Below are 20,787 nucleotides of genomic sequence, written 5' to 3' on the forward strand. Positions count from 1 at the left end.
AGATGAATCAATTTCCTACTGCTTTAGTTAAAAGGTTGATAGAGGAACAGTTTCCTGAATGGGCACATTTAGAAGTGAGACCTGTAAAGTTTAGTGGGCATGATAATAGAACGTTTCATCTAGGGGATGAGATGAGTGTAAGATTGCCAAGTGATGCGGCATATGCACCACAAGTAGAGAAAGAAAATAAGTGGCTACCTCTATTAAGTAAGGAACTTTCTTTACCAATTTCTACACCACTTGCGAAAGGAAATCCATCTGAATTGTATCCATGGCCTTGGTCTATTAATAAGTGGATAGAAGGAGAAACAGTTGCGAAACAAAATGTTCGTGACTTAAATGAATTTGCAGCGGATTTAGGATTATTTTTAGTAGAATTACAATCCATTGATGCGAGTAATGGACCGATGGCTGGGGCACATAATTTTTACCGAGGCGGGCTTATATCTGTATATGATGAAGAGGCGAGAGGTGCGATCGAAAATAATAAGGACGTTTTTGATGAAACTGTATTAAAGCATCTTTGGGATTTAGCCCTTCAGTCAACGTGGGAGCGTAAAGCGGTTTGGGTTCATGGAGATGTTGCACCTGGAAACTTACTCGTTAAGGACGGAAAGCTTTGTGCCGTAATTGATTTTGGTATTTTAGGAGTAGGCGATCCAGCTTGTGATGCAGCGATGGCATGGACATTTTTTGATAAGAATAGTAGAAATGTATTTAAAGAAGTATTGCGCATAGATGAAGAAACGTGGAATAGAGCAAGAGGATGGGCACTTTGGAAAGCGTTAATTACATATGATGCGAATAAGACTAGTGATAAGGCAGTTGCAGAAGAATCGTATCGTGTTATTCAAGTGATTGTGGATGATTATGAGAGGTAGTAGAAAAAGCCTATTTTAAAATAGGCTTTTTCATATGATCAAATATTAGAAACTGAAAGAAGGAATCTAATGTAATTATACAGAATATTTAGATAATTGGAGGTGTCGAATTTTGAGTGAAATTGAATTAAAAAGGAATGTAATTAAGACAGGGAGTGAGAAGAGAATCATTCTTCGGTTTATACTCGCTAGTCTAGTTGGTGTGTTTATGTTTTTCGTACCAGTTACGATAAACGGTGATTCGTCCATTATGATTGATCATATCGTATCATGGATCAGGACTTCGGTTCCGAGCGTCGTACCTTATTATGCACTACTCGTTATGATAATGGGTGCGATTTATCCGTTTTATACGAAAAAATGGAATGCATCTCTCGTAGACATTTGTTTTTCTATTTTAAAAGTAGTTGGTGTTGTCTTTGGTGTATTATATTGCTTGAAAGTAGGGCCAGCTTGGTTCTTTGCGCCAGATATAGGGCCATTTTTGTATGAAAAACTAGTCATATCGGTCAGTTTACTCGTTCCAATTGGTTCGGCTTTTTTAGCATTATTAGTTGGGTACGGATTACTTGAATTTATCGGTACGTTTTGCCGTCCAATTATGAGACCTTTATGGAATACGCCGGGAAGGTCAGCAATTGATGCGGTTGCGTCCTTTGTGGGGAGTTATTCACTTGCACTGCTTATTACGAATCGCGTATATAAAGAAGGAAAGTATACGACAAAAGAAGCAGCCATTATCGCTACAGGCTTTTCTACAGTATCCGCAACATTTATGATCATCATCGCAAAAACATTAGACATTATGTATTTATGGAATGTTTATTTTTGGACTACTCTCGTTGTAACATTCATCGTAACTGCTATCACCGTAAGAATCCCGCCTCTTAGTAGAAAACCAGATACATATGTAACAGAAGAAGGGTTCCCAGAGCCCGTTTATAAAGAGAAAATGTTAGAACGCGCATGGGAAGACGCGCTAGAAGTATCGAAATCTGCACCGAGTATTATGAAAAATATCGCATTGAATTTAAAAGATGGTTTTATTATGACGATGGGAATTTTACCATCCATTATGTCGGTAGGGTTAATCGGTATCGTCTTAGCGAAATTCACACCAATATTTGATTGGATCAGTTATATTTTTTATCCATTTACGTGGGTTTTACAGCTTCCAGAAGCAGAACTAGCTGCTAAAGCCGTATCTGTTGGTATCGCAGAAATGTTTTTACCTTCTCTTTTAGTTGTAAGTGCACCACTTGTGACAAAGTTTGTCATTGCGGTTGTTTCGGTATCATCTATATTGTTTTTCTCAGCTTCCATTCCTTGTATTTTATCAACGGACATTCCGTTAAAAGTATCGGAACTTATAATTCTCTACTTACAAAGAACGATATTAACGTTACTTATTATTACTCCGATTGCTTATTTGTTGCTTTAAAGTTTTAATAAGATAAATCTATAACAAAAGAAGCCTTCTGTAAAAGGAAGGCTTCTTTTGTTTAAAAGCGAGGTATTCCCATATCGCTATCAAGCTAAGAAAATCAAATATCCAAAAACATGAAAATATACTATTTTCTGTTTTTGGGATGCTTTTATTTATTTTTTGAATATGACGTCATGCTTCTTAAGAAGATTCCTAATCCTGCAAAAAAGAATCCTAAGCATAATAAGCTGCCTGGCGTTCCCCAAGTAATTTGATCTAGCATTTTTATCCCCTCCCGTTTTATTATTATATAGTATTTATTGGAAATTATCAAAAATTTCCTTTTTAAAGGTTATTGATGAGCCTTCCCGCTGTATACGAGAAGATTATATTTGAAAAGGAATTTTGTGAAAAAACATTCTATTATTCTTATAAAACGTTTCTGTTTCGTGTGATATAGTAACAACAAAGGGGGCTTTCAAATGGAAATGATTCACGAAAGAGTAAAGTTACGGTTAATGGATAGTGATGATGTCGAAACTTTGTTTTCGATTGTAGAAGGAAATCGGGATATTTGGGCGTATTTAATCTCTAAAATGGATAGTGTTCAAGATTTGCAGCAATATGTTCAAAAAGCGATACGGGGTTATGGAAAGGGGACTCAAATACCTTTCGTTGTAGTGGATCAACAGACGAATGCGATTGTAGGAAGTACACGTCTATATAATATTTCAGTAGAAGATAAAACAGTCGAGTTAGGACAAACGTGGTATCATCCAAGTGTGCAACGTACGAGTATCAATACAGAGTGTAAGTATATGCTTCTCCAGTATGCTTTTGAAAAACTGCATATGCTGAGAGTACAAATTAAGACGGATGCAAGAAATGAAAAAGCACAACGAGCAATTGAAAGGTTAGGTGCAGTAAAAGAAGGTGTGCTTAGAAATGAAAGAAAATTGCCAAGTGGTCATGTGAGAGATGCAGTTGTATATAGTATTATCGCAAGTGAATGGCCAGTTGTGAAACTGCATTTATTGGAAAAATTAGAATTGTATAAAGAAAAGTTATAATTCGTGTTTTGAAAGGTATATTGTTCGTGATGTATGAAAAATATACCTTTTTTCTTACAAAATGCTACTTTATTTTAATTACTTTTGTTTCATCGTTCCCTTCTGAGAAAAAATTCGTTACAATGTAGTTGTATGGTAATAAACTTATGAATTTAAAACATGTAATGAAAACCGCAAATAAAAAATGAATTGATAATCCTCAATTTTAAATGAAAACCCTTTTATACATAAATAACAAGTAAAGTTCCTTCTTTTAAATAAACTCAAACAAAACGATTTGATATAAATGTTTTTTTATAGAAGTATGGATGATGTACGGAGGCAATTACAAATGAAAGAAAATAAGAAAAGTAAGAAAAGACGAATCTTTCAAGTATTTTTACTAATGATTTGTTCTGCTATTTTATATGTAAGTTATGCAGCTTACGATATTTGGAGCTATCGCTTTAAAACAGATGATAGTGTGAAAACGGATGCTGGTATCGTACTAGGAGCAGCTTCTTGGAACGGAAAACCATCACCTGTATTTAAAGAAAGAATTAATCATGCGATTTCTTTATATAAGAACGGAAACATTAAAAAAATTATTTTTACAGGTGGTACAAAGTTCGAGGCAGAACTTGAGGAAGCGCGTACTGCTAGAGTATATGCAATGAAACAAGGTGTAAAAGACGAAGATATTTTAATTGAAACAAAATCCCTTTTCACGGAAGAAAATTTAAAGAATGCGAAGGAAGTTGGAATAGAGAACGGAATACGCACATACACGATTGTAAGTGATCCACTTCATATGAAACGCGCAATGAGAATCGCAAAACATATTAATATTGAAGCGTATGCTTCACCAACGCCGACATCAGCATATAAAACGTTAGACACAGAAATTCCATTCTTCTTTAAAGAATTATTCTCGTATATTGGATATGTAACCTCTTTGCCATTAAAGGCATTGAAGGGAGACTAACATAAGAAAAGAACCTATCCTTAAATAGGAACTTTTCTTATTAGTCAAAAACATTGTATTTTTATCGGAATAGTGAAACAATAGAGAGGTAGCTTCATATAATTATAATGAAAAAGTGAGCGGTTGATGAATCGAACATAAAGGAGATTATAGTATGGCACTCTCATTTGTTGAAACAGAAGAACAATCTTTCATTATTGCACAAATAAATAAATTGATTCCGAAGTTCATGGAAAGAGAGCATCAACTAAGTGAATTAGGATCATTTCCGTATGAAAATATAAGTGATTTGAAAGATATCGGATATACGAAATTAACGTTACCGAAGGAATTTGGTGGTAGTGCGATTTCTTTATATGACTTCGTTTTATTTCAAGAGAAAATCGCGGAAGGCTGCGGAGCTACTGCATTATCGATTGGCTGGCATCTTGGCATTGTGAAAGAGCTAGCGGAAAATCGCTCTTGGAATGATGAGATGTTCAAATGGTTTTGCGAAGAAGTGCGTAACGGTGCACTCTTTAACAGGGCAGCAACAGAACCAAAAACAGGGAGTCCGACGCGTGGTGGAAAACCAGAAACAATAGCGGTTCAACAAGGCGATAAGTGGGTTATAAACGGAAGGAAAACCTTTACAACGATGGCGCCAGTACTTGATTATTTTATTATTTCAGCAAGTATGGAAGGCCGAGATGAAGTTGGTGAGTTTGTTATTCCAAGAAATACTCTCGGTGTATCCATTGAAGAAACGTGGGATAGCGTTGCGATGCGAGGGACTGCTAGTCACGACCTTGTCTTACAAAATGTGGAGATAGAAAACCGCTTTTTTACAGATATAAAGGGCGGAAAAGTGAAACAAAAGGGTATTGGCTGGTTGCTACATATACCAGCATGTTATTTAGGAATTGCACAATCAGCAAGAAATTATGCAGTTCAATTTGCGGAATCATACAAGCCAAATAGTTTAAATCATTCTATTAGTTTATTGCCGAATGTTAGAAGATTAGTTGGAGAATTAGAACTTGAGCTTATGCAAGCTCGCGTCTTTTTATATCAAATTGCGAAAAAGTACGATGAAGCAGAGGATAAACTATCATTGCAAGCAGAATTAGCAGCAGTGAAATATGTCGTAACGAATGCAGCGATATCAATTGTAGATAAAGCAATGCGCATCGTAGGGGCAAAAAGTTTATCAGAAAAAAATCCGCTTCACCGCTACTATTTAAATGTCAGAGCAGGATTACACAATCCGCCGATGGATGATGTAACACTGTCTATGTTGGCGGATGCGGCGTTTCGGTCGTAGTTTTTAATGCTTACATTTTATTGTTTATGGGTAATATAGTTGTTTTGAAAGCACGTGTTTGAGTAGTAATCAAACACGTGCTTTTTATGTGTTTAATATACTAGTTTAAAATGAAGCGTTGTAAACATTTGTCATATCTAATCCCAAATTAAAGGTCTTTCCAAGTTTACCATTCGTAAATATTGTAAAAATTGACCTGCATGGACCGCATCATGATAGGCAATTCGTAATAGCATGTCGCCTAAATATCTTTCATAGCCAACATCGCTTCGATTAATAAGGGTTGAATCTAGCTCAGCTATGCTTATGGATTGAACATATTCTATGAAGTCAGTAAAATATGATTGTGCCAATTCAATTTCTTTTTTTACACAAGTAATTGGCTCGTCATCATACGGGAAATGTATATCATGTATTGAGCCGTTGTTTTTTAAAATCATATGATAGTAAAAAGTTGAGCTCCATACATGACGAATCATTTCACCAAAGGACATAGCCTCATGATCAGGCTTCCAATTAAGAAAATTATCAGGAAGAGAATTCCATAATTTTTCTGAGCGCCTTCTCGTTTCTTTCAAATTTAATATACTAAGATCAATTGCATTCATAATACATTCTCCTTTACTATTAAACTTAAAATAATTGTATCAGTTTAATAGTTAGGGTATCATCGAAATATGAATGTATATCCGAATATCTCATATATAGCTAAACTAATTGCTGAACCTACAAGAGCAATTATCTTAGATTGTTTAATGAATAATCAGGCACTACCTGCTAGCGAATTGGCTTATATGGCGAAAGTTTCAAATCCAACGATTAGTTCTCATCTTTCTAAATTAATAGAGGGGAATCTACTTACAGTTGAACAACATGGTAGACATCGTTACTATCGACTTGCTAATCAAGAGGTAGCAGAAGTTCTTGAAAAGTTAGGAACAATCGCACCAACAGTCCAAGTTCGTTCTTTAAAACAATCGAATCAACTAAAACAAGTTCGTTATGCTCGAACTTGTTATGATCATCTTGCAGGCAGACTCGGTGTAGAGATAACCGAAAAATTACTACATAAGGAATTTCTAATTTTAGAGAAAGGAGAATACATTGTAACGGAACAAGGTAAGCAATGGTTTCTGAATTTTGGAATAAATATTGAAACGGCACATATAAAGAGGAGGGTATTTGCAAAACCTTGTCTTGATTGGAGTGAACGACGCTACCATATTTCTGGTTGGTTAGGATCTGCAATAGCAAAACTATTTTTTGAACAGGAATGGATTACAAAAACGGATAAGAGTCGGGCTGTCCATCTTACACAAAAAGGTATGAAGTTATTGAAGGACCAATTAGGCATTGATATGGACAATAAAAAAGTCCATCAAAATGCAGTGCCTCCTGTCGAGTAAACGGCATGAAATAACCTGAGTTCTATATTTATATAGACTCAGGTTATTTCATTTCTTTTAAAATTTTTGAGGCAAATCTATTAAATTAGTAATCATATTACTTAAAAATTATGCGTAAGAATATAGTAAATGAAGGGAGATATAAAATGAATAAAGTGAAACTGAAAGTATTAAATGTAAGATATGTAGTGGTATGTATTTTATTCACGATTATATGTATCCTCACTTCATTCGTCATTTCTAGTAATTCTAGCGTATTTAAATCATATTATATGAATCAGTTATTAGGAACGAATTCGACTAAAGGTCTTATGTATATGATAGGAAGTGAAAATCGTTATTTTGCAGAAGAATTTCATAAAGAAAAAGGACGAGCGTCTTTGGAATCTTTTTTACTTTCGCTTTCTACAAATATTAATGTAAATGATCTCCGGAGTTTATTAACCAGGGAACTTCCTAATATGAATCAATTTTATTCGGAAATATTAATTGCTGGGGAAGGAACAGATTATACGAACATTCCTGAAGAATCCAGCATTCCTTTAGATAAAATTAAAGATAAAGGTACTGCTGTTAAACACCCAAAGAGTGAGAAAGAAAACAATTCAATTACACAAAATAACGGTGAAAATAAAGTTTTTATTTATCATACACATAGTTGGGAGTCGTTTATTCCTCTCATTCCAGGTGCTACTAAACCTAATGATGCCTCTAGTACAAATAATGAAGTGAATATTACGTTTGTTGGAAACTATTTAAAACAAAAGTTAGAAGAAAAAGGAATAGGGGTTTCACATGATACGACAAATATGAGGGACTTTCTGCGAAATAAAAATTTAAACTGGGCCCAATCCTACAAAGGATCTCGTCAAATATTACAAGATAAATTAGCACAAGAGAAAAATATTATGTTTCCAATGGACCTTCATAGAGATGATGCACGAAAAAATATTACAACCAAAAATATTAACGGAAAGAATTATGCGAGGCTCTATTTTATTTTAGGACGAGAGAATCCTAGCTTTGAAAAAAATAAAAAAATAGTAACGGCAATCAATTCATATTTAGATGAGAAGTATTACGGTTTAAGCCGAGGGATTTTTATTAAAGATCGTAAAAGTGGGAACGGAGTATATAATCAAGACCTTTCTCCAAATGCTTTACTTATTGAAATGGGAGGTGTAGATAATACACCAGAAGAATTATATGCTTCCGTTGATGCGTTAGTAGAAGCGTTTAGCCACTATTATAATGGAGTAACTAAGAAAAATAACTAAAATAACTAAAATAAAAAGGAGTGAAATCTAGTCAGAAGTGCTAGGGGGTTACTCCTTTTTTGTAGAATATAAAATTACCAATAGATGTTAGTAGTTAAAAAATCTTTCTTTTCATTCTTCTTTTTACATTTTTATAGGAGAAAGCTAGGTTTCTTATTTTTACTAATGTTATAATAAGAAAAAAGCACGAAAAGAGGTCATCTCATGCTAGAGGTTATTGCAACATGTTTAGAAGATGTGAAACGAATTGAACGAGCTGGCGGGAAGCGAATTGAATTAATTGCATCTTATACAGAAGGCGGTTTAACACCGAGTTATGCATTTATTAAAAAAGCGGTAGCAGCAGTACATATACCGATTCACGTTATGATTCGTCCGCATGCGAAGTCTTTTACATATACGGAAGAAGAAATTGAAATGATGAAGGAAGATATTATTATCGCGCAGAAGTTAGGTGCGGCTGGTGTTGTATTAGGTGTATTAAACGAACGAAATGAAGTGGATGAAGAGAAATTAGCGGATTTACTATCTGTTGTAGATGGAATAAATGTAACGTATCACCGTGCGATAGATGATATAGAAAATCTAGTAGAAGCAATGAAAACTTTAAAGAAGTTTCATAAAGTGACTCACGTTTTAACTTCAGGTGGACAAGGAAATATAGTGGAGAATATTCCGGTGCTTACAGAAATGCAAAAGGTAAGCGATGGTCAAATTCAACTTGTTGTTGGAGCTGGCGTGACGAAAGAAAATATAAAGCAATTGCTAGATGAAACTGGAATTTCGCAAGCTCATGTCGGTACAGCGGTAAGAGAAGGGAAATCATGTTTTGCTGAAATTGATCTTAATTTAGTACAAGAATTAGTTCAAATCATAAAATAAATGCGTAAGAAAGAGGAGAAACGATGAAGGAAAATACGAAGAAAGAATTATTCTCATGGGCTAAAACGATAGGATTTACCCTTATATTAATCGCTATTATTCGAGGTGTTTTATTTACACCTTCATTAGTACAAGGTGAATCGATGATGCCTACTTTAGAAAATAACGAACGAGTTCTCGTGAATAAGATTGGTTATAGTATAAGTGGATTAGATCGCTTTGATATTATCGTGTTCCATGGTAAAGAAGGATACGATTTAGTAAAACGAGTAATTGGTTTACCAGGCGATACAGTTGAGTATAAAAATGATGTGTTATATGTAAACGGAAAAGCGATGGAAGAACCATATTTAAAAGAGTTTAAAGAAAAAGCAGCAGGCCGTGTATTAACTCCAGACTTTACGTTAGAACAAATCACAGGAAAAACGAAAGTGCCAGAAGGCCAAGTGTTTGTTTTAGGAGATAACCGTGAAGTTTCGAAAGACGGTCGTATGTTTGGATTCATTTCAGAAGATGAGATTGTCGGAAAAGGACAAGCTGTTTTCTGGCCGTTGAAACAAGTAAGAGCGTTATAAAGCAAGTATGGAAGAATATTCTTCCATACTTTTTTTGTGCATTATTTAAATGGTTGGTTTTGCTATCACTTGAACTTTTGAAAGAGAACCATCATTATTTCTAAGTTTGATCTTGTATTCACCTTCAGGAAGCCAGTCACTCCAATTTATATTAATTCATTGATCGCTTGTTCCCCAGGTTTTAAAGTTCCGTCAATCATCCAAGAACCTTTAGCGTTATATAAAGTGTAACGAAAAGGAGAATCACCTATATTTTTTACAAGAAGGCTTAATTCATCCCCGTGAGAATAGTTAAAGCTAGAGATACTTGATCCGAAAAAATGAATTTCTTCGTTCGCTATTTTATGATGTTGGGCAACTTTAGCGGTTGCATGAGTATCTTCATTTGTCGCAAATGTTACATTATAACCTATATAAAAAGATAACATAATAGCGGGAATTACTAGCAACTTTTTCAAAAGAAACACTCCTTACATTTTGTTTTACATATATCATGATAATTGAAATATATTGGAAATGTAATAGTTTAATGTAAAAATTTACAAATGTATTGGGGTATTTATGTTTTTTAAATTACTGACAAATATATCGATTCATACGCTTGAAAAAAATATTGATAGAATTGAAAGAATATTTTATAATTTTAAATTATATATTTGTTTCTAAAAACGGAATTTAAGTTCCGAAATTCGGAACAAGAGGGAGATAGAATGAGTATAAATAAAACGGCAGTTAAGACAATGGATATTTTAGAGTTGTTTTATGAGCATGAAGAGCTAAGTTTAACAGAGATGGTTCAGCTTACGAGTATGCCGAAAACATCTGTTTATCGTTTAATTGGCTCGTTAGAAGAAATGGAGTTTTTACAAAAAAATGAGAAGGGGAAATATCGTCTAGGAGTCGTTTTTTTACGGTTCGGTCAACTCGTTTCACAAAGGTTATCAGTAAGAAATATTGCGATTCCATATATGAAAGAGCTTAGAGATAGTTTAGGGCAGGCAGTGAATTTAATTATTCAAGATGGTAATGATGCAATCTATGTGGAAAAGATGGAAGGTGCTCAGCCTGTACGCGTGTATACAGCGGTTGGAAGAAGAGCGCCACTTTATGCGGGGGCATGTCCGAGAATTTTACTATCGTATTTCTCTGAGGAAGAGAAACGAAAGTACATAGAGGAAACGGATTTAAAACAGTTTGCAGATGGAACAATCGTGGATAAGGAACAATTGCTTGAAGTGTTACAAATGGCGAAAAAGGAAGGACACACAATTAGCTACTCTGAGTTAGAAAATCATACAGCGGCTATAGCAGCGCCGATTTTCGCAAGCGATGGAACGATTGTAGCAGGTATTAGTATTTCTGGATTAGCAATTGAGTATAACGAAACTAATATCGCATATTTTATTGCGAAAGTGAAAGAAACAGCACATCGCATTTCGAAAGAACTTGGCTTTTTGGCATAGAAAGAGGGAGTGGAATGAAATTTTCTGCATTAGGGGATCAAGCAATTATTGTTACATTTGGTGAAGAAATGAGGATGGAGACATACGAAAACGTGCAGCGATTGTTTCAAGCGTTGAGACGGCATCCGTTTGTAGGAATGGTTGAATGTGTGCCGTCTTTCACTTCTTTAGCGGTCTACTACAATGTATACGAAGTATGGAAGCGAAGTGGGAGAAGTGAAGGTCCATATCATTACGTTTGCCAGTATATACAGGAGCTTTGTAATTCGTATCAAGAAGAATTAAATCAAGATGTGAAACATATTTCTATACCTGTTTGCTACGGGGAAGAATATGGACCTGATTTAGAAGAGGTCGCGCATGATAGAGGATTACAGGTAGAAGATGTCATTCGCATACATAGTGAAACAACATATTTTGTATATATGTTAGGTTTTACACCAGGATTCCCGTATTTAGGAGGGCTAGCAAAAGAACTAGAAACGCCTAGGAAAGAAACACCACGATTACAAATACCTCCTGGTTCGGTAGGTATTGGTGGAAATCAAACAGGTATATATCCGCTTGAAACACCGGGTGGATGGAATATTATTGGCCGAACCCCTATTTCATTATTTAACCCAGAAGAAGAAACACCAACATATATTCAAAGCGGTATGTATTTACGATTTATCCCAATAACGAAGGAAGAGTATGTATCACTTGAGGGGGCTAAAGAATGGATGTAGAGGTTTTACATGCGGGAATGTTTACAACAGTCCAAGATTTAGGGCGATCTCATTATCAACAATACGGTGTACCAGTTGGCGGGGGGATGGATCAAAGTGCACTTCGGATGATCAATATGTTAGTCGGTAATGAAGAAAATGAAGCAGGACTTGAAATGACGATCATGGGACCTAAATTATTAATAAAGAAAACGACTTTACTTGCGATTGGCGGAGCTGATATGGAGCCATTACTGAATGGGGAGCGTATTCCATTATGGCGTCCCATCTTAGCAGAAGAAGGTAGCATGCTTTGTTTTGGAAAAGTGAAAAGTGGTTGCAGAGCGTATGTAACTTTTGCAGGTGGTATACAGATTGATCGCATAATGGACAGCAAAAGTACTTACATACGTGCAGCGATTGGTGGTATTGAAGGGAGAATGCTGAAAAAAGGAGATTATTTTCAAATTGGTACGCAGACAGAAATGGCGAGTCGTTTTATTCAACACTTACAAAAGAAAGGGCGAGTCAAAACGAACTGGGAAATTGGCAGCAGCGTACTGCCAAAGTATAAGAAAAATACTAAGCTTCGTGTCATAACTGATTTTGAATATGATCAATTTACAGAAGAAAGTATACAGGCATTTTTTACGAAAGAGTATAAAGTATCTAATTACGCTGACCGTATGGGCTATAGGGTTGAAGGAGAAATTTTAAATAGAGTGGAAGAAAAAGAGATTTTATCGAGTCCCGTTACATTTGGAACCATTCAAGTGCCAAATGGTGGACAGCCAATTATATTAATGGCAGATAGACAAACGACGGGCGGGTATCCGAGAATGGGAAATATTATTTCAGTAGATTTACCTCTTCTTGCTCAGTTAAAACCGGGGGACTATGTTTCTTTTGAGAAAATTACGCTTGAAGAAGCGGAGCGATTGTACATAGAACAAGAAGTAAATATGAATCTATTAAAAAAATTCATTGCTTTACGAAGCTGACATTGGGAGGGTAACATCGTGACGACAATCGATTTAAACTGTGATTTAGGAGAAAGTTTTGGAGCTTATAAAATGGGGAATGATGATGAAATTCTTCCGTTCGTGTCCTCTATAAACGTTGCTTGTGGTTTTCATGCTGGAGATCCGACTGTAATGAGGAAAACGGTCGAAAAGGCACTTCAACACAATGTAGCAATAGGCGCGCATCCTGGTTTTCCTGATTTAATTGGATTTGGAAGAAGAAATATGAACGTTTCAGAGAGTGAAGTATACGACTATGTAGTGTATCAAATCGGTGCATTAGACGCTTTTGTGAAAGCAGCTGGCGGGAAGATGCATCATGTGAAACCGCACGGCGCTTTATATAATATGGCGGCGACTAATCTGGCAATTGCAGATGCAATTGCAAAAGCAATTTATCATAGTAATCCAAATCTATTACTTTACGGATTAGCAAATAGTGAGCCGTTTATACAGGCTGCGGAAAAATATAATATCACTCTCGTACAAGAAGCTTTTGCCGATCGTACATATAAGCAAGATGGAACATTAACGAGCCGGACAGAAGAAAATGCACTTATAAAAAATGAAGACGAAGCGATAAAACAAGTGCTACAAATGGTGAAAGAAGGGTATGTAAACGCTGTGAGCGGAGAGAAAGTAGCAGTTCACGCACAAACCATTTGTTTGCATGGTGATGGAGAGAAAGCGGTGCAATTTGCGAAAAAAATATACAGAACATTCGAACTTAATGATATTTCTATTTGTGCACCGAAGTAAAAAAATGAGGGGAAGTGTTGGGATTGGTGAAATTAATCGGGATACTACTTGTTGCAGTTGGTTTTTTATTTAGATTAAATACACTTTTAGTAGTTATGGTTGCAGGTATTGTTACAGGCATGGTTTCAGGATTAAGCTTTTATGATGTGATCAGCATGTTCGGTAAGTTTTTCATAGAAAATAGATATATGTCTATGCCAATTATATTAACTTTACCGGTAATCGGAATTTTAGAGCGTTACGGTTTAAAAGAAAGAGCAGAAGCACTGATAACGAAATCAAAAGGTGCAACAACTGGAAGAGTACTAATGTCATATTTTACGATAAGAGAATCATCAGCAGCACTTGGACTGAATATTGGTGGTCATGCACAAACAGTAAGGCCGCTCGTTGCACCGATGGCAGAAGGGGCTGCGCAAGGTAAATATGGTAAGTTACCTGAAAAGTTAAGAGAAAAAATTAAAGCAAATGCAGCAGCTGCGGAAAATACAGCTTGGTTTTTCGGAGAGGATATATTTATCGCGACTGGTGCTATTTTATTAATGAAAGGATTCTTCGATTCAGTAGGTATGCATGTCGGTGTGTGGGATATGGCGCTTTGGGGCATTCCAACTGCAATATCAGCACTTATCGTAAGCTGGATCAGATTTAGAAGATTTGATAAATATATAGAGAAAACGATGACATCAAAAGAAAAAGAAGAGAAGGAGGCAATATAAAATGAACATAATCACAATGGATACAATTTATTACGTATTAGGAATAATCGTTGCTTTTATCGCTGTTCGTATTGCATTTGATCGTGAACATCCAAATCGATTTGGTTCTAGCTTATTTTGGGCGTTATTTGCAGTTACGTTTTTATTCGGAAATGTGATCCCTTCGTTTTACGTTGGCTGTATCGTGCTCGCTATGGTCGTATTAGCTTCATTAAACAAAGTAACAAAATCAGAGGAGAAAGAAGTACCAGTACAAGAACGTGTAAAACATGCGGAGAAATTAAAAAATAAAATTTTTATGCCTGCACTATTAATTCCTATTTTTACAATTATCGGTACGTTAACGTTAGGGAAAATCAAATGGGGAAATGTTTCCCTTGTTGATCCAGATAAAGTAACGCTAGTAGCATTAGCACTAGGGGCATTACTTGCATTCGTTGCAGCGATGCGTATTACAAAATCAAAAATAACAACGCCTGTACAAGAAGGAAGCAGACTATTACAAGCTGTCGGCTGGGCTGTCATTTTACCACAAATGCTAGCAGCACTTGGCGGTATTTTCGCGAAGTCTGGCGTTGGACAAGTCGTTTCTGATTTAGTTGGACAAGTATTACCGACAGAGTATCCGTTCGTTGCTGTTATGGCGTATTGTTTAGGCATGATGCTTTTCACAGTTGTAATGGGAAATGCATTCGCAGCGTTTGCCGTAATTACTGGAGGAATTGGTTTACCTTTAATTGTACAAATGCACGGCGGAAACCCAGCGATTATGGCAGCGCTCGGTATGTTTGCGGGATATTGCGGAACGCTGCTTACGCCAATGGCAGCAAACTTTAATATCGTTCCGGCGATGCTATTAGAACTAAAAGATAAAAATGCAGTTATTAAAGCACAAGTACCAATAGCTCTTTCCATCTTTATTATCAATATGTTTATTATGTATGGTCTTGTATATCGTTTCTAATTAGGAGGGAAAACTATGAAAACAGTATTACTAACAGGGTTCGATCCGTTCGGCGGAGAAAGCATTAACCCAGCTTGGGAAGTTGCAAAAAGTTTACATGAAAAAACAATCGGAGAGTACAAGATTATTAGTAAACAAGTACCAACTGTATTTCATAAATCAATACAAGTTTTAAAAGAGTATATAGAAGAACTAAACCCAGAAATAATTATATGTATCGGACAAGCTGGAGGCAGACCAGATATTACGGTAGAGCGTGTCGCAATTAACGTTGATGATGCAAGAATTCCTGACAATGAAGGAATTCAGCCGGTAGATGTACCAGTTGTAGAAGAAGGACCAGCTGCCTATTGGTCTACGCTTCCGATGAAAGCAATTGTAAAAAGAGTTAAAGAAGAAGGCATACCAGCTTCCGTTTCACAAACAGCAGGTACATTCGTTTGTAATCACTTATTCTACGGTCTCATGCATGAACTAGTGAAACGTGATAAGGAAATAAAAGGCGGATTTATTCATATTCCGTTCTTACCAGAGCAAGCGAGTAACTATCCAGGTCAACCGAGTATGTCACTTTCTACTATTGGTAAAGGGATAGAACTGGCGGTTGAGGTAACGACGACAGTTGAGGTCGATATTGTGGAAGTTGGGGGCACGACGCATTAAATAAAACGAATCATACAACACCTCCTGTAAACAACTGGTATAATAAGTATAGGAAAATACATAGAGGTGATTTTTGTGCAACAATTTGAAGAAGTACGTTCAATTTTAGAAAAAGCGAAGAAAATTACAGTGTTAACAGGCGCAGGAGCAAGTACGGAAAGTGGTATTCCCGATTTCCGTTCAGCAAATGGATTGTATGCTGATGCGAATGTGGAGATGTATTTATCAAGAGGATATTATAATAGAAGTCCAAAAGAATTTTGGAAGCATTATAAAGAAATCTTTCAAATTAATACGTTTTATCAATATAAACCAAATCGTGGTCATCGTTTTTTAGCTGAATTCGAAGAACAAGGGAAAGATATTACGATTTTAACGCAAAATATTGACGGTTTACATCAATTAGGCGGTAGTAAACATGTCATTGATTTACACGGAACGCTTCAAACAGCACATTGTCCGAAGTGTAAAGCGGGATATGATTTGCAGTATATGATTGATCATGAAGTGCCTCGTTGTCAGAAGTGTAATTTTATTTTAAATCCAGACGTTGTTTTATACGGAGATACATTGCCGCAATATCAAAATGCGATAACACGTTTATATGAGACAGATGTATTTATCGTTATGGGCACGTCATTAAAAGTACAACCTGTCGCTTCATTCCCACAAATTGCAAAGAGGGAAATCGGGGCAACGACAATTTTAGTAAATGAAGAGTCAACAGGGCAAGAATATAACTTTGATTTTGTTTTTCAAAATAAGATTGGTGAGTTTGTTGAAGGGTTATCTTCAATGAAATAAGTTAACGAAAACACTGGGGTGTATAGAGAACACCTCAGTTTTTTGTTTGAAGAAAATTCATGTTATGACGAATTAAGGGGAATGGTAATAAATAGGATATAAAATTAAAAAACTGAAAATTAAATCTTTTATTTCTTTTGTAATTAATATAAAATTCTATATATATCATATAAATAAATTTGATACATAATGGTTCTATGTATAAATGTTAATAGAATGAAGCGAGGGAGCGAAATGAGACAGAAAAAGGAGCAGAAGAAACAATCGAAAAAGAAAAAGACCCATATTCCTTTTCGGTTAAATGTACTATTTTTTATCGTCTTTCTTTTATTTTCAGCTATTATAATTCAATTAGGTAAAGTACAAATCATTGATGGAGAAACGTATAGAAATGAAGTCAACAAAAAGGAAGATGTAACGGTAAGCACGCCTGTTCCTAGAGGGAAAATGTTTGATCGGCAAGGCCAAGTGATTGTAAATAACAAACCACTACGAACCGTTACATATACGAAAATGAAAGGGGTAGATTCGAAAGAAGTTTTACAAGTAGCAAGGCAGTTAGCGCAGCTAATAGAAATGTCACCAGAAGATATAGATAAGTTGACAGAAACAGATAAAAAAGATTTTTGGATGCAGTTAAATGAAAAGCGAGCAGCTGCAAAAGTGACAAAAGAAGATGATAGTAAATTTAGGGAGCAAGAAATAGAAGGAAAAGAATTAGATAAAAAAGTAGAAGAGTTACGTAGGGAAAGAATTACGCAAGAAGAATTAAGCGAACTTTCAAAAGAGGATTTAGAAGTACTAGCAATTAAAAGTAAAATGAATGCGGGATATAAAATGACGCCGCAAATCGTAAAAAAAGATGTAAGTCAAAATGAATACGCAGTCGTAAGTGAAAGATTGGCAAGTTTGCCAGGAGTGGATACGACAGTGGACTGGGAACGTGAATACCCAAATGATAAAATACTTCGTTCCATCCTTGGTAGCGTTTCTACTGAAAATGAGGGCTTGCCAAGAGAACAGTTAGATTATTATTTAGTGCGTGATTATAACCGAAATGACCGTATTGGTAAGAGTTACATCGAGAAACAGTACGAGGATGCATTACATGGAACGAAAGAACAGTCGAAAAATATTACGGATAAAGTAGGAAATATTATTCGAACTGAAAAAGTGACCGAAGGAAAAAGTGGTAACAACTTAATGTTAACAGTGGATATGGAGTTACAGAAAAAAGTAGAGGAAAGTCTTGAAAAGAATTTACGAGCATTTCATTCTGCAGAACCGATGATGGATCGTGCATTCGTTGTAATGATGAACCCGAAAAACGGTCAAATTTTATCGATGGCTGGAAAGAAAATTGTAAATAAAGATGGCGGGATGCAAATAGAAGACTTTGCTTTAGGAACGATGACAAGTTCTTATGAGTTAGGATCAACTGTGAAAGGGGCTACGTTATTAGCCGGATATCAAACTGAAACAATTAAGCCGTATACACATTTCTTTGATGCACCAATGTACTTTAAAGGAAGTACTAAGCCAAAGAAATCGTGGAAAGACTTTGGAGATATTGATGATTTAAGAGCTTTACAAGTTTCATCAAACGTCTATATGTTTAATACAGCGTTAAAAATGGCAGGTATAAACTATGTGCCAAATAATCCACTAGATATTAAAAAAGAGACATTTAATAAAATGCGCTACTACTTTAGACAGTTCGGCTTAGGTGTACCGACTGGAATTGATCTGCCGAATGAATCGATTGGTCAAATGGGTAGAACAGATGACATACCTGGTTTTTTACTTGATTACGCGATCGGACAGTATGATACATATACGCCGCTTCAACTTGCTCAATATATGTCAACAATTGCGAACGGCGGTTACCGAATGAAACCACAAATTGTACAAGAAGTGAGAGAGCAACCACATAGACCAGAGGATATTGGAAAAGTTGTTCGGTCTATTGAACCAGTTATTTTAAATCGAGTGGATATGGACACTTCATACATTAATCATGTAAAAGAAGGGTTTAGAAGAGTTTTTCAAGAAACTGACGGGACAGGTACTGCAACGTTTAAAGGATTACCGTATAAACCAGCTGGAAAAACAGGAACAGCTGAAACTGTATATGGTGGAGAAAGCGATATTGGAAGAGATGAAAACTATAACCGAAAAAAATGTTATAATTTAACTCTTGCCGGTTATGCACCATATGATGCTGATCCGGAAGTTGCTTTTTCAGTTGTTGTACCTTGGGTGAATGATGACAAATCAGGAATTAATTCCGCGATTGGTAAAGAGATTTTGGATGCGTATTTTGAATTGAAAGTGAAAAGAGCGGGTGGAAATCCAGTCCCAGTAGAACAGCTGAACAAGGCCCAGTAAAAATAGTATCACTGCACAGAAACTTATTGTGCAGTGATATATTTTTTGAGTTAAAAAGCGTTTAAATAAGGTGGGAATGGATATGAAAGAGGAGATTAAAAGAGGATGGGGAAAATACATACTGTTTGTGTTTGTTTTGGTAGTAGCCTATCATTCTTTTACTTTATGTAAAGTGGAAGGGAAATCGATGCAACCAACTTTATATGAAGAAGACTACGTATTTGTAAATAAAGCCGCAGTGCATTTTTCTAATTTAGAGCACGGGGAAATTGTCATTATAAAAGAAGAGGATGAGTCGAAATATTATGTAAAACGAGTAATAGGACTTCCTGGAGACGTAATTAACATAACGAATGGATCAGTATATGTGAATGATAAAAAGCAAGAAGAACCGTATACAAATAAAGATTTATTCAATAATACGCAAGTGTTTTATAACTTTCAAAAGACAAAAATCCCGCCAAATAAGTTATTTGTAATGGGAGATAATCGTGAACTTAGTAGAGATAGTCGAAATGGCTTAGGATATATTGAAGAAGATAATATAATAGGAAAAGTGGAATTTGTCTATTATCCGTTTTCAAAAATGAAGATCATAGAATAAGTGGGGTTATACAAAACCCCACTTATTAAAGTTTCACTTTACCCCGCATTAACGGGCAGTAAGACTCCCACCTCAAAATTCAGCTGTGCAAAGGAGTTAGGTGGGAGATCAACTGCCCGTAAAAGCCCGATTGGTTCAACTAATAATAAGTGGGGATGAACCCCCCACTTATTAAAGTTTCACTTTATCTTCTTTAAAAAACCTTTAGGATTAAATGAGATGAAAAACTTATGCTTAGACTCATCGATTATGAAGTTGTTATTTTTAGTTAAAAATTCTTCTACAGCTTCCATTGGACCAGGGCCAAAATTAGGTAGGAGAGGGTTTCCGTTAATACTTGTATCTTCTACAATCATGTAACTGCCTGTTGTTACAATCGATTTATAAAGTAAAAGTTCTTTTGAGACATGCTCTTTACTATGATCAGAATCTAAAATAACTAAAATCACATCATCAGGTTTGCGCATACTTAAAATGGTTTGGACGGCCTGTACAGAAACAGAAGAAGCTGTTAAATACGTAATCCGATTATGTGATGGCCGATTTGGCTGCGGAATGATATCGATAGTAAGTACATGACCTTTTCCTATTAAATCTAATATAGAAGCTAAATACAGTGCGCTACCACCATGGAACGTTCCACATTCAATAATTAAATCGGGTTTTAAGTCGTGAATGATCTCTTGGTACAAAAAAAGATCAGAGGGAAGTTTACAGATTGGAACTCCGAGCCAGTGTGTATCGTGTAACCAAACGTTGCTGTCGTAATAAAGTTTTAGAAATTCATTGCTTATAGTATTGATTTTAATTCTCCTTTCTAAAAAGGATTCTTTCGCTTTACGTAAAGTGTTTACGTATGAAAGTTGTACTATATATTATGTAGTAAGGAATTGTAAGGCGAGTGTTTTTA

General features: G+C 35.6%; 21 protein-coding genes and 1 pseudogene. 19 read left to right on the top strand and 3 right to left on the bottom strand.

The genetic code is table 11. From position 1 onward, the window contains the following. Positions 1–2 precede the first annotated feature (2 nt). From AC3WVA_RS16760 to AC3WVA_RS16780, 5 genes are all read left to right on the top strand, one after another. Positions 3–881, top strand: a complete 879-nt coding sequence (locus AC3WVA_RS16760) for an aminoglycoside phosphotransferase family protein (protein ID WP_195756108.1) — start codon at positions 3–5, stop codon at positions 879–881. A 112-nt stretch (positions 882–993) separates the two neighbouring features. Next, a complete protein-coding gene (locus tag AC3WVA_RS16765) occupies positions 994–2,322 on the top strand; it encodes a YjiH family protein (protein WP_195756107.1) in 1,329 nt (442 codons plus the stop codon). Between the two features lie 467 nt (positions 2,323–2,789). After that, the gene (locus tag AC3WVA_RS16770) at positions 2,790–3,377 is read left to right on the top strand and encodes a GNAT family N-acetyltransferase (protein WP_492322049.1); all 588 of its coding nucleotides are present in this window, start codon (positions 2,790–2,792) and stop codon (positions 3,375–3,377) included. Positions 3,378–3,708: 331 nt separating this feature from the next. Next, on the top strand, positions 3,709–4,341 hold the full coding sequence (locus tag AC3WVA_RS16775; RefSeq protein WP_016717896.1) for a YdcF family protein: 633 nt from the start codon (positions 3,709–3,711) through the stop codon (positions 4,339–4,341). A 154-nt stretch (positions 4,342–4,495) separates the two neighbouring features. Further along, positions 4,496–5,644, top strand: a complete 1,149-nt coding sequence (locus tag AC3WVA_RS16780) for an acyl-CoA dehydrogenase family protein (RefSeq protein ID WP_098347063.1) — start codon at positions 4,496–4,498, stop codon at positions 5,642–5,644. A 137-nt stretch (positions 5,645–5,781) separates the two neighbouring features. On the opposite strand, the gene AC3WVA_RS16785 is transcribed toward AC3WVA_RS16780, so the two are convergent. Further along, positions 5,782–6,252 (bottom strand): DinB family protein, encoded by a 471-nt coding sequence (locus AC3WVA_RS16785; protein ID WP_098347062.1) that lies wholly within the window; start codon positions 6,250–6,252, stop codon positions 5,782–5,784. Positions 6,253–6,321: 69 nt separating this feature from the next. Here AC3WVA_RS16785 and AC3WVA_RS16790 point away from each other — a divergent pair, with 69 nt between their 5' ends. The 4 genes from AC3WVA_RS16790 to lepB (AC3WVA_RS16805) all read left to right on the top strand — a co-directional run bounded on the left by AC3WVA_RS16790 (position 6,322) and on the right by lepB (AC3WVA_RS16805) (position 9,784). Beyond that, positions 6,322–7,050, top strand: coding sequence for an ArsR/SmtB family transcription factor (locus tag AC3WVA_RS16790; RefSeq protein ID WP_098347061.1), 729 nt, complete (start codon positions 6,322–6,324; stop codon positions 7,048–7,050). Positions 7,051–7,196: 146 nt separating this feature from the next. Next, entirely contained in the window at positions 7,197–8,327 is a 1,131-nt protein-coding gene (gene spoIIP / locus AC3WVA_RS16795; protein WP_492322050.1) for a stage II sporulation protein P, read from the top strand. A 204-nt stretch (positions 8,328–8,531) separates the two neighbouring features. Beyond that, positions 8,532–9,209, top strand: a complete 678-nt coding sequence (locus tag AC3WVA_RS16800) for a copper homeostasis protein CutC (protein ID WP_098347059.1) — start codon at positions 8,532–8,534, stop codon at positions 9,207–9,209. Between the two features lie 23 nt (positions 9,210–9,232). Next, positions 9,233–9,784 (top strand): signal peptidase I, encoded by a 552-nt coding sequence (gene lepB, locus AC3WVA_RS16805; RefSeq protein WP_048527732.1) that lies wholly within the window; start codon positions 9,233–9,235, stop codon positions 9,782–9,784. A 45-nt stretch (positions 9,785–9,829) separates the two neighbouring features. Here the strand turns inward: lepB (AC3WVA_RS16805) and AC3WVA_RS16810 are convergent. Beyond that, positions 9,830–10,242, bottom strand: a pseudogene (locus tag AC3WVA_RS16810) (hypothetical protein). A 252-nt stretch (positions 10,243–10,494) separates the two neighbouring features. On the opposite strand from AC3WVA_RS16810, the gene AC3WVA_RS16815 reads away from it, so the two are divergent. The 10 genes from AC3WVA_RS16815 to lepB (AC3WVA_RS16860) all read left to right on the top strand — a co-directional run bounded on the left by AC3WVA_RS16815 (position 10,495) and on the right by lepB (AC3WVA_RS16860) (position 19,877). Next, entirely contained in the window at positions 10,495–11,247 is a 753-nt protein-coding gene (locus AC3WVA_RS16815) for an IclR family transcriptional regulator (protein WP_098347058.1), read from the top strand. 14 nt (positions 11,248–11,261) lie between these two features. Beyond that, the gene (gene pxpB / locus AC3WVA_RS16820) at positions 11,262–11,975 is read left to right on the top strand and encodes a 5-oxoprolinase subunit PxpB (RefSeq protein ID WP_098347057.1); all 714 of its coding nucleotides are present in this window, start codon (positions 11,262–11,264) and stop codon (positions 11,973–11,975) included. Continuing rightward, entirely contained in the window at positions 11,966–12,955 is a 990-nt protein-coding gene (locus AC3WVA_RS16825; protein ID WP_492322051.1) for a 5-oxoprolinase subunit C family protein, read from the top strand. The genes pxpB and AC3WVA_RS16825 overlap by 10 nt, the downstream gene beginning before the upstream one ends. Positions 12,956–12,973: 18 nt before the next feature. After that, positions 12,974–13,735, top strand: a complete 762-nt coding sequence (gene pxpA / locus AC3WVA_RS16830; protein WP_098347055.1) for a 5-oxoprolinase subunit PxpA — start codon at positions 12,974–12,976, stop codon at positions 13,733–13,735. Between the two features lie 23 nt (positions 13,736–13,758). Next, complete coding sequence (locus AC3WVA_RS16835; protein WP_048527719.1) at positions 13,759–14,454, top strand: DUF969 domain-containing protein; 696 nt, start codon at positions 13,759–13,761, stop codon at positions 14,452–14,454. A 1-nt stretch (position 14,455) separates the two neighbouring features. Continuing rightward, positions 14,456–15,418: a DUF979 domain-containing protein gene (locus AC3WVA_RS16840; RefSeq protein ID WP_001021658.1), complete on the top strand. Its 963-nt coding sequence runs from the start codon at positions 14,456–14,458 to the stop codon at positions 15,416–15,418. 15 nt (positions 15,419–15,433) lie between these two features. Continuing rightward, positions 15,434–16,081: a pyroglutamyl-peptidase I gene (gene pcp, locus AC3WVA_RS16845; protein WP_098347054.1), complete on the top strand. Its 648-nt coding sequence runs from the start codon at positions 15,434–15,436 to the stop codon at positions 16,079–16,081. A 75-nt stretch (positions 16,082–16,156) separates the two neighbouring features. Then, a complete protein-coding gene (locus AC3WVA_RS16850; protein WP_142321069.1) occupies positions 16,157–16,885 on the top strand; it encodes an NAD-dependent protein deacylase in 729 nt (242 codons plus the stop codon). Between the two features lie 234 nt (positions 16,886–17,119). Continuing rightward, the gene (locus AC3WVA_RS16855) at positions 17,120–19,273 is read left to right on the top strand and encodes a peptidoglycan D,D-transpeptidase FtsI family protein (RefSeq protein ID WP_098347052.1); all 2,154 of its coding nucleotides are present in this window, start codon (positions 17,120–17,122) and stop codon (positions 19,271–19,273) included. An 82-nt stretch (positions 19,274–19,355) separates the two neighbouring features. Beyond that, positions 19,356–19,877 (top strand): signal peptidase I, encoded by a 522-nt coding sequence (lepB, locus tag AC3WVA_RS16860; RefSeq protein WP_098347051.1) that lies wholly within the window; start codon positions 19,356–19,358, stop codon positions 19,875–19,877. Between the two features lie 179 nt (positions 19,878–20,056). Here the strand turns inward: lepB (AC3WVA_RS16860) and AC3WVA_RS16865 are convergent, their stop codons facing one another. After that, complete coding sequence (locus AC3WVA_RS16865; protein WP_492322072.1) at positions 20,057–20,686, bottom strand: CmcI family methyltransferase; 630 nt, start codon at positions 20,684–20,686, stop codon at positions 20,057–20,059. Positions 20,687–20,787 lie beyond the last annotated feature (101 nt).

It is taken from the genome of Bacillus sp. EB106-04-02-XG92 (assembly GCF_058791995.1).

Bases quoted from the DNA above. Each gene is read 5' to 3' on its own strand.
- AC3WVA_RS16760 (WP_195756108.1), top strand. From the start codon at position 3: ATGAATCAATTTCCTACTGCTTTAGTTAAAAGGTTGATAGAGGAACAG.
- pxpB (WP_098347057.1), top strand. From the start codon at position 11,262: ATGAAATTTTCTGCATTAGGGGATCAAGCAATTATTGTTACATTTGGT.
- AC3WVA_RS16825 (WP_492322051.1), top strand. From the start codon at position 11,966: ATGGATGTAGAGGTTTTACATGCGGGAATGTTTACAACAGTCCAAGAT.
- lepB (WP_048527732.1), top strand. From the start codon at position 9,233: ATGAAGGAAAATACGAAGAAAGAATTATTCTCATGGGCTAAAACGATA.
- AC3WVA_RS16770 (WP_492322049.1), top strand. From the start codon at position 2,790: ATGGAAATGATTCACGAAAGAGTAAAGTTACGGTTAATGGATAGTGAT.
- AC3WVA_RS16790 (WP_098347061.1), top strand. From the start codon at position 6,322: ATGAATGTATATCCGAATATCTCATATATAGCTAAACTAATTGCTGAA.
- AC3WVA_RS16840 (WP_001021658.1), top strand. From the start codon at position 14,456: ATGAACATAATCACAATGGATACAATTTATTACGTATTAGGAATAATC.
- AC3WVA_RS16775 (WP_016717896.1), top strand. From the start codon at position 3,709: ATGAAAGAAAATAAGAAAAGTAAGAAAAGACGAATCTTTCAAGTATTT.
- AC3WVA_RS16855 (WP_098347052.1), top strand. From the start codon at position 17,120: ATGAGACAGAAAAAGGAGCAGAAGAAACAATCGAAAAAGAAAAAGACC.
- AC3WVA_RS16785 (WP_098347062.1), bottom strand. From the start codon at position 6,252: ATGAATGCAATTGATCTTAGTATATTAAATTTGAAAGAAACGAGAAGG.
- AC3WVA_RS16800 (WP_098347059.1), top strand. From the start codon at position 8,532: ATGCTAGAGGTTATTGCAACATGTTTAGAAGATGTGAAACGAATTGAA.
- lepB (WP_098347051.1), top strand. From the start codon at position 19,356: ATGAAAGAGGAGATTAAAAGAGGATGGGGAAAATACATACTGTTTGTG.
- AC3WVA_RS16780 (WP_098347063.1), top strand. From the start codon at position 4,496: ATGGCACTCTCATTTGTTGAAACAGAAGAACAATCTTTCATTATTGCA.
- AC3WVA_RS16815 (WP_098347058.1), top strand. From the start codon at position 10,495: ATGAGTATAAATAAAACGGCAGTTAAGACAATGGATATTTTAGAGTTG.
- pcp (WP_098347054.1), top strand. From the start codon at position 15,434: ATGAAAACAGTATTACTAACAGGGTTCGATCCGTTCGGCGGAGAAAGC.
- spoIIP (WP_492322050.1), top strand. From the start codon at position 7,197: ATGAATAAAGTGAAACTGAAAGTATTAAATGTAAGATATGTAGTGGTA.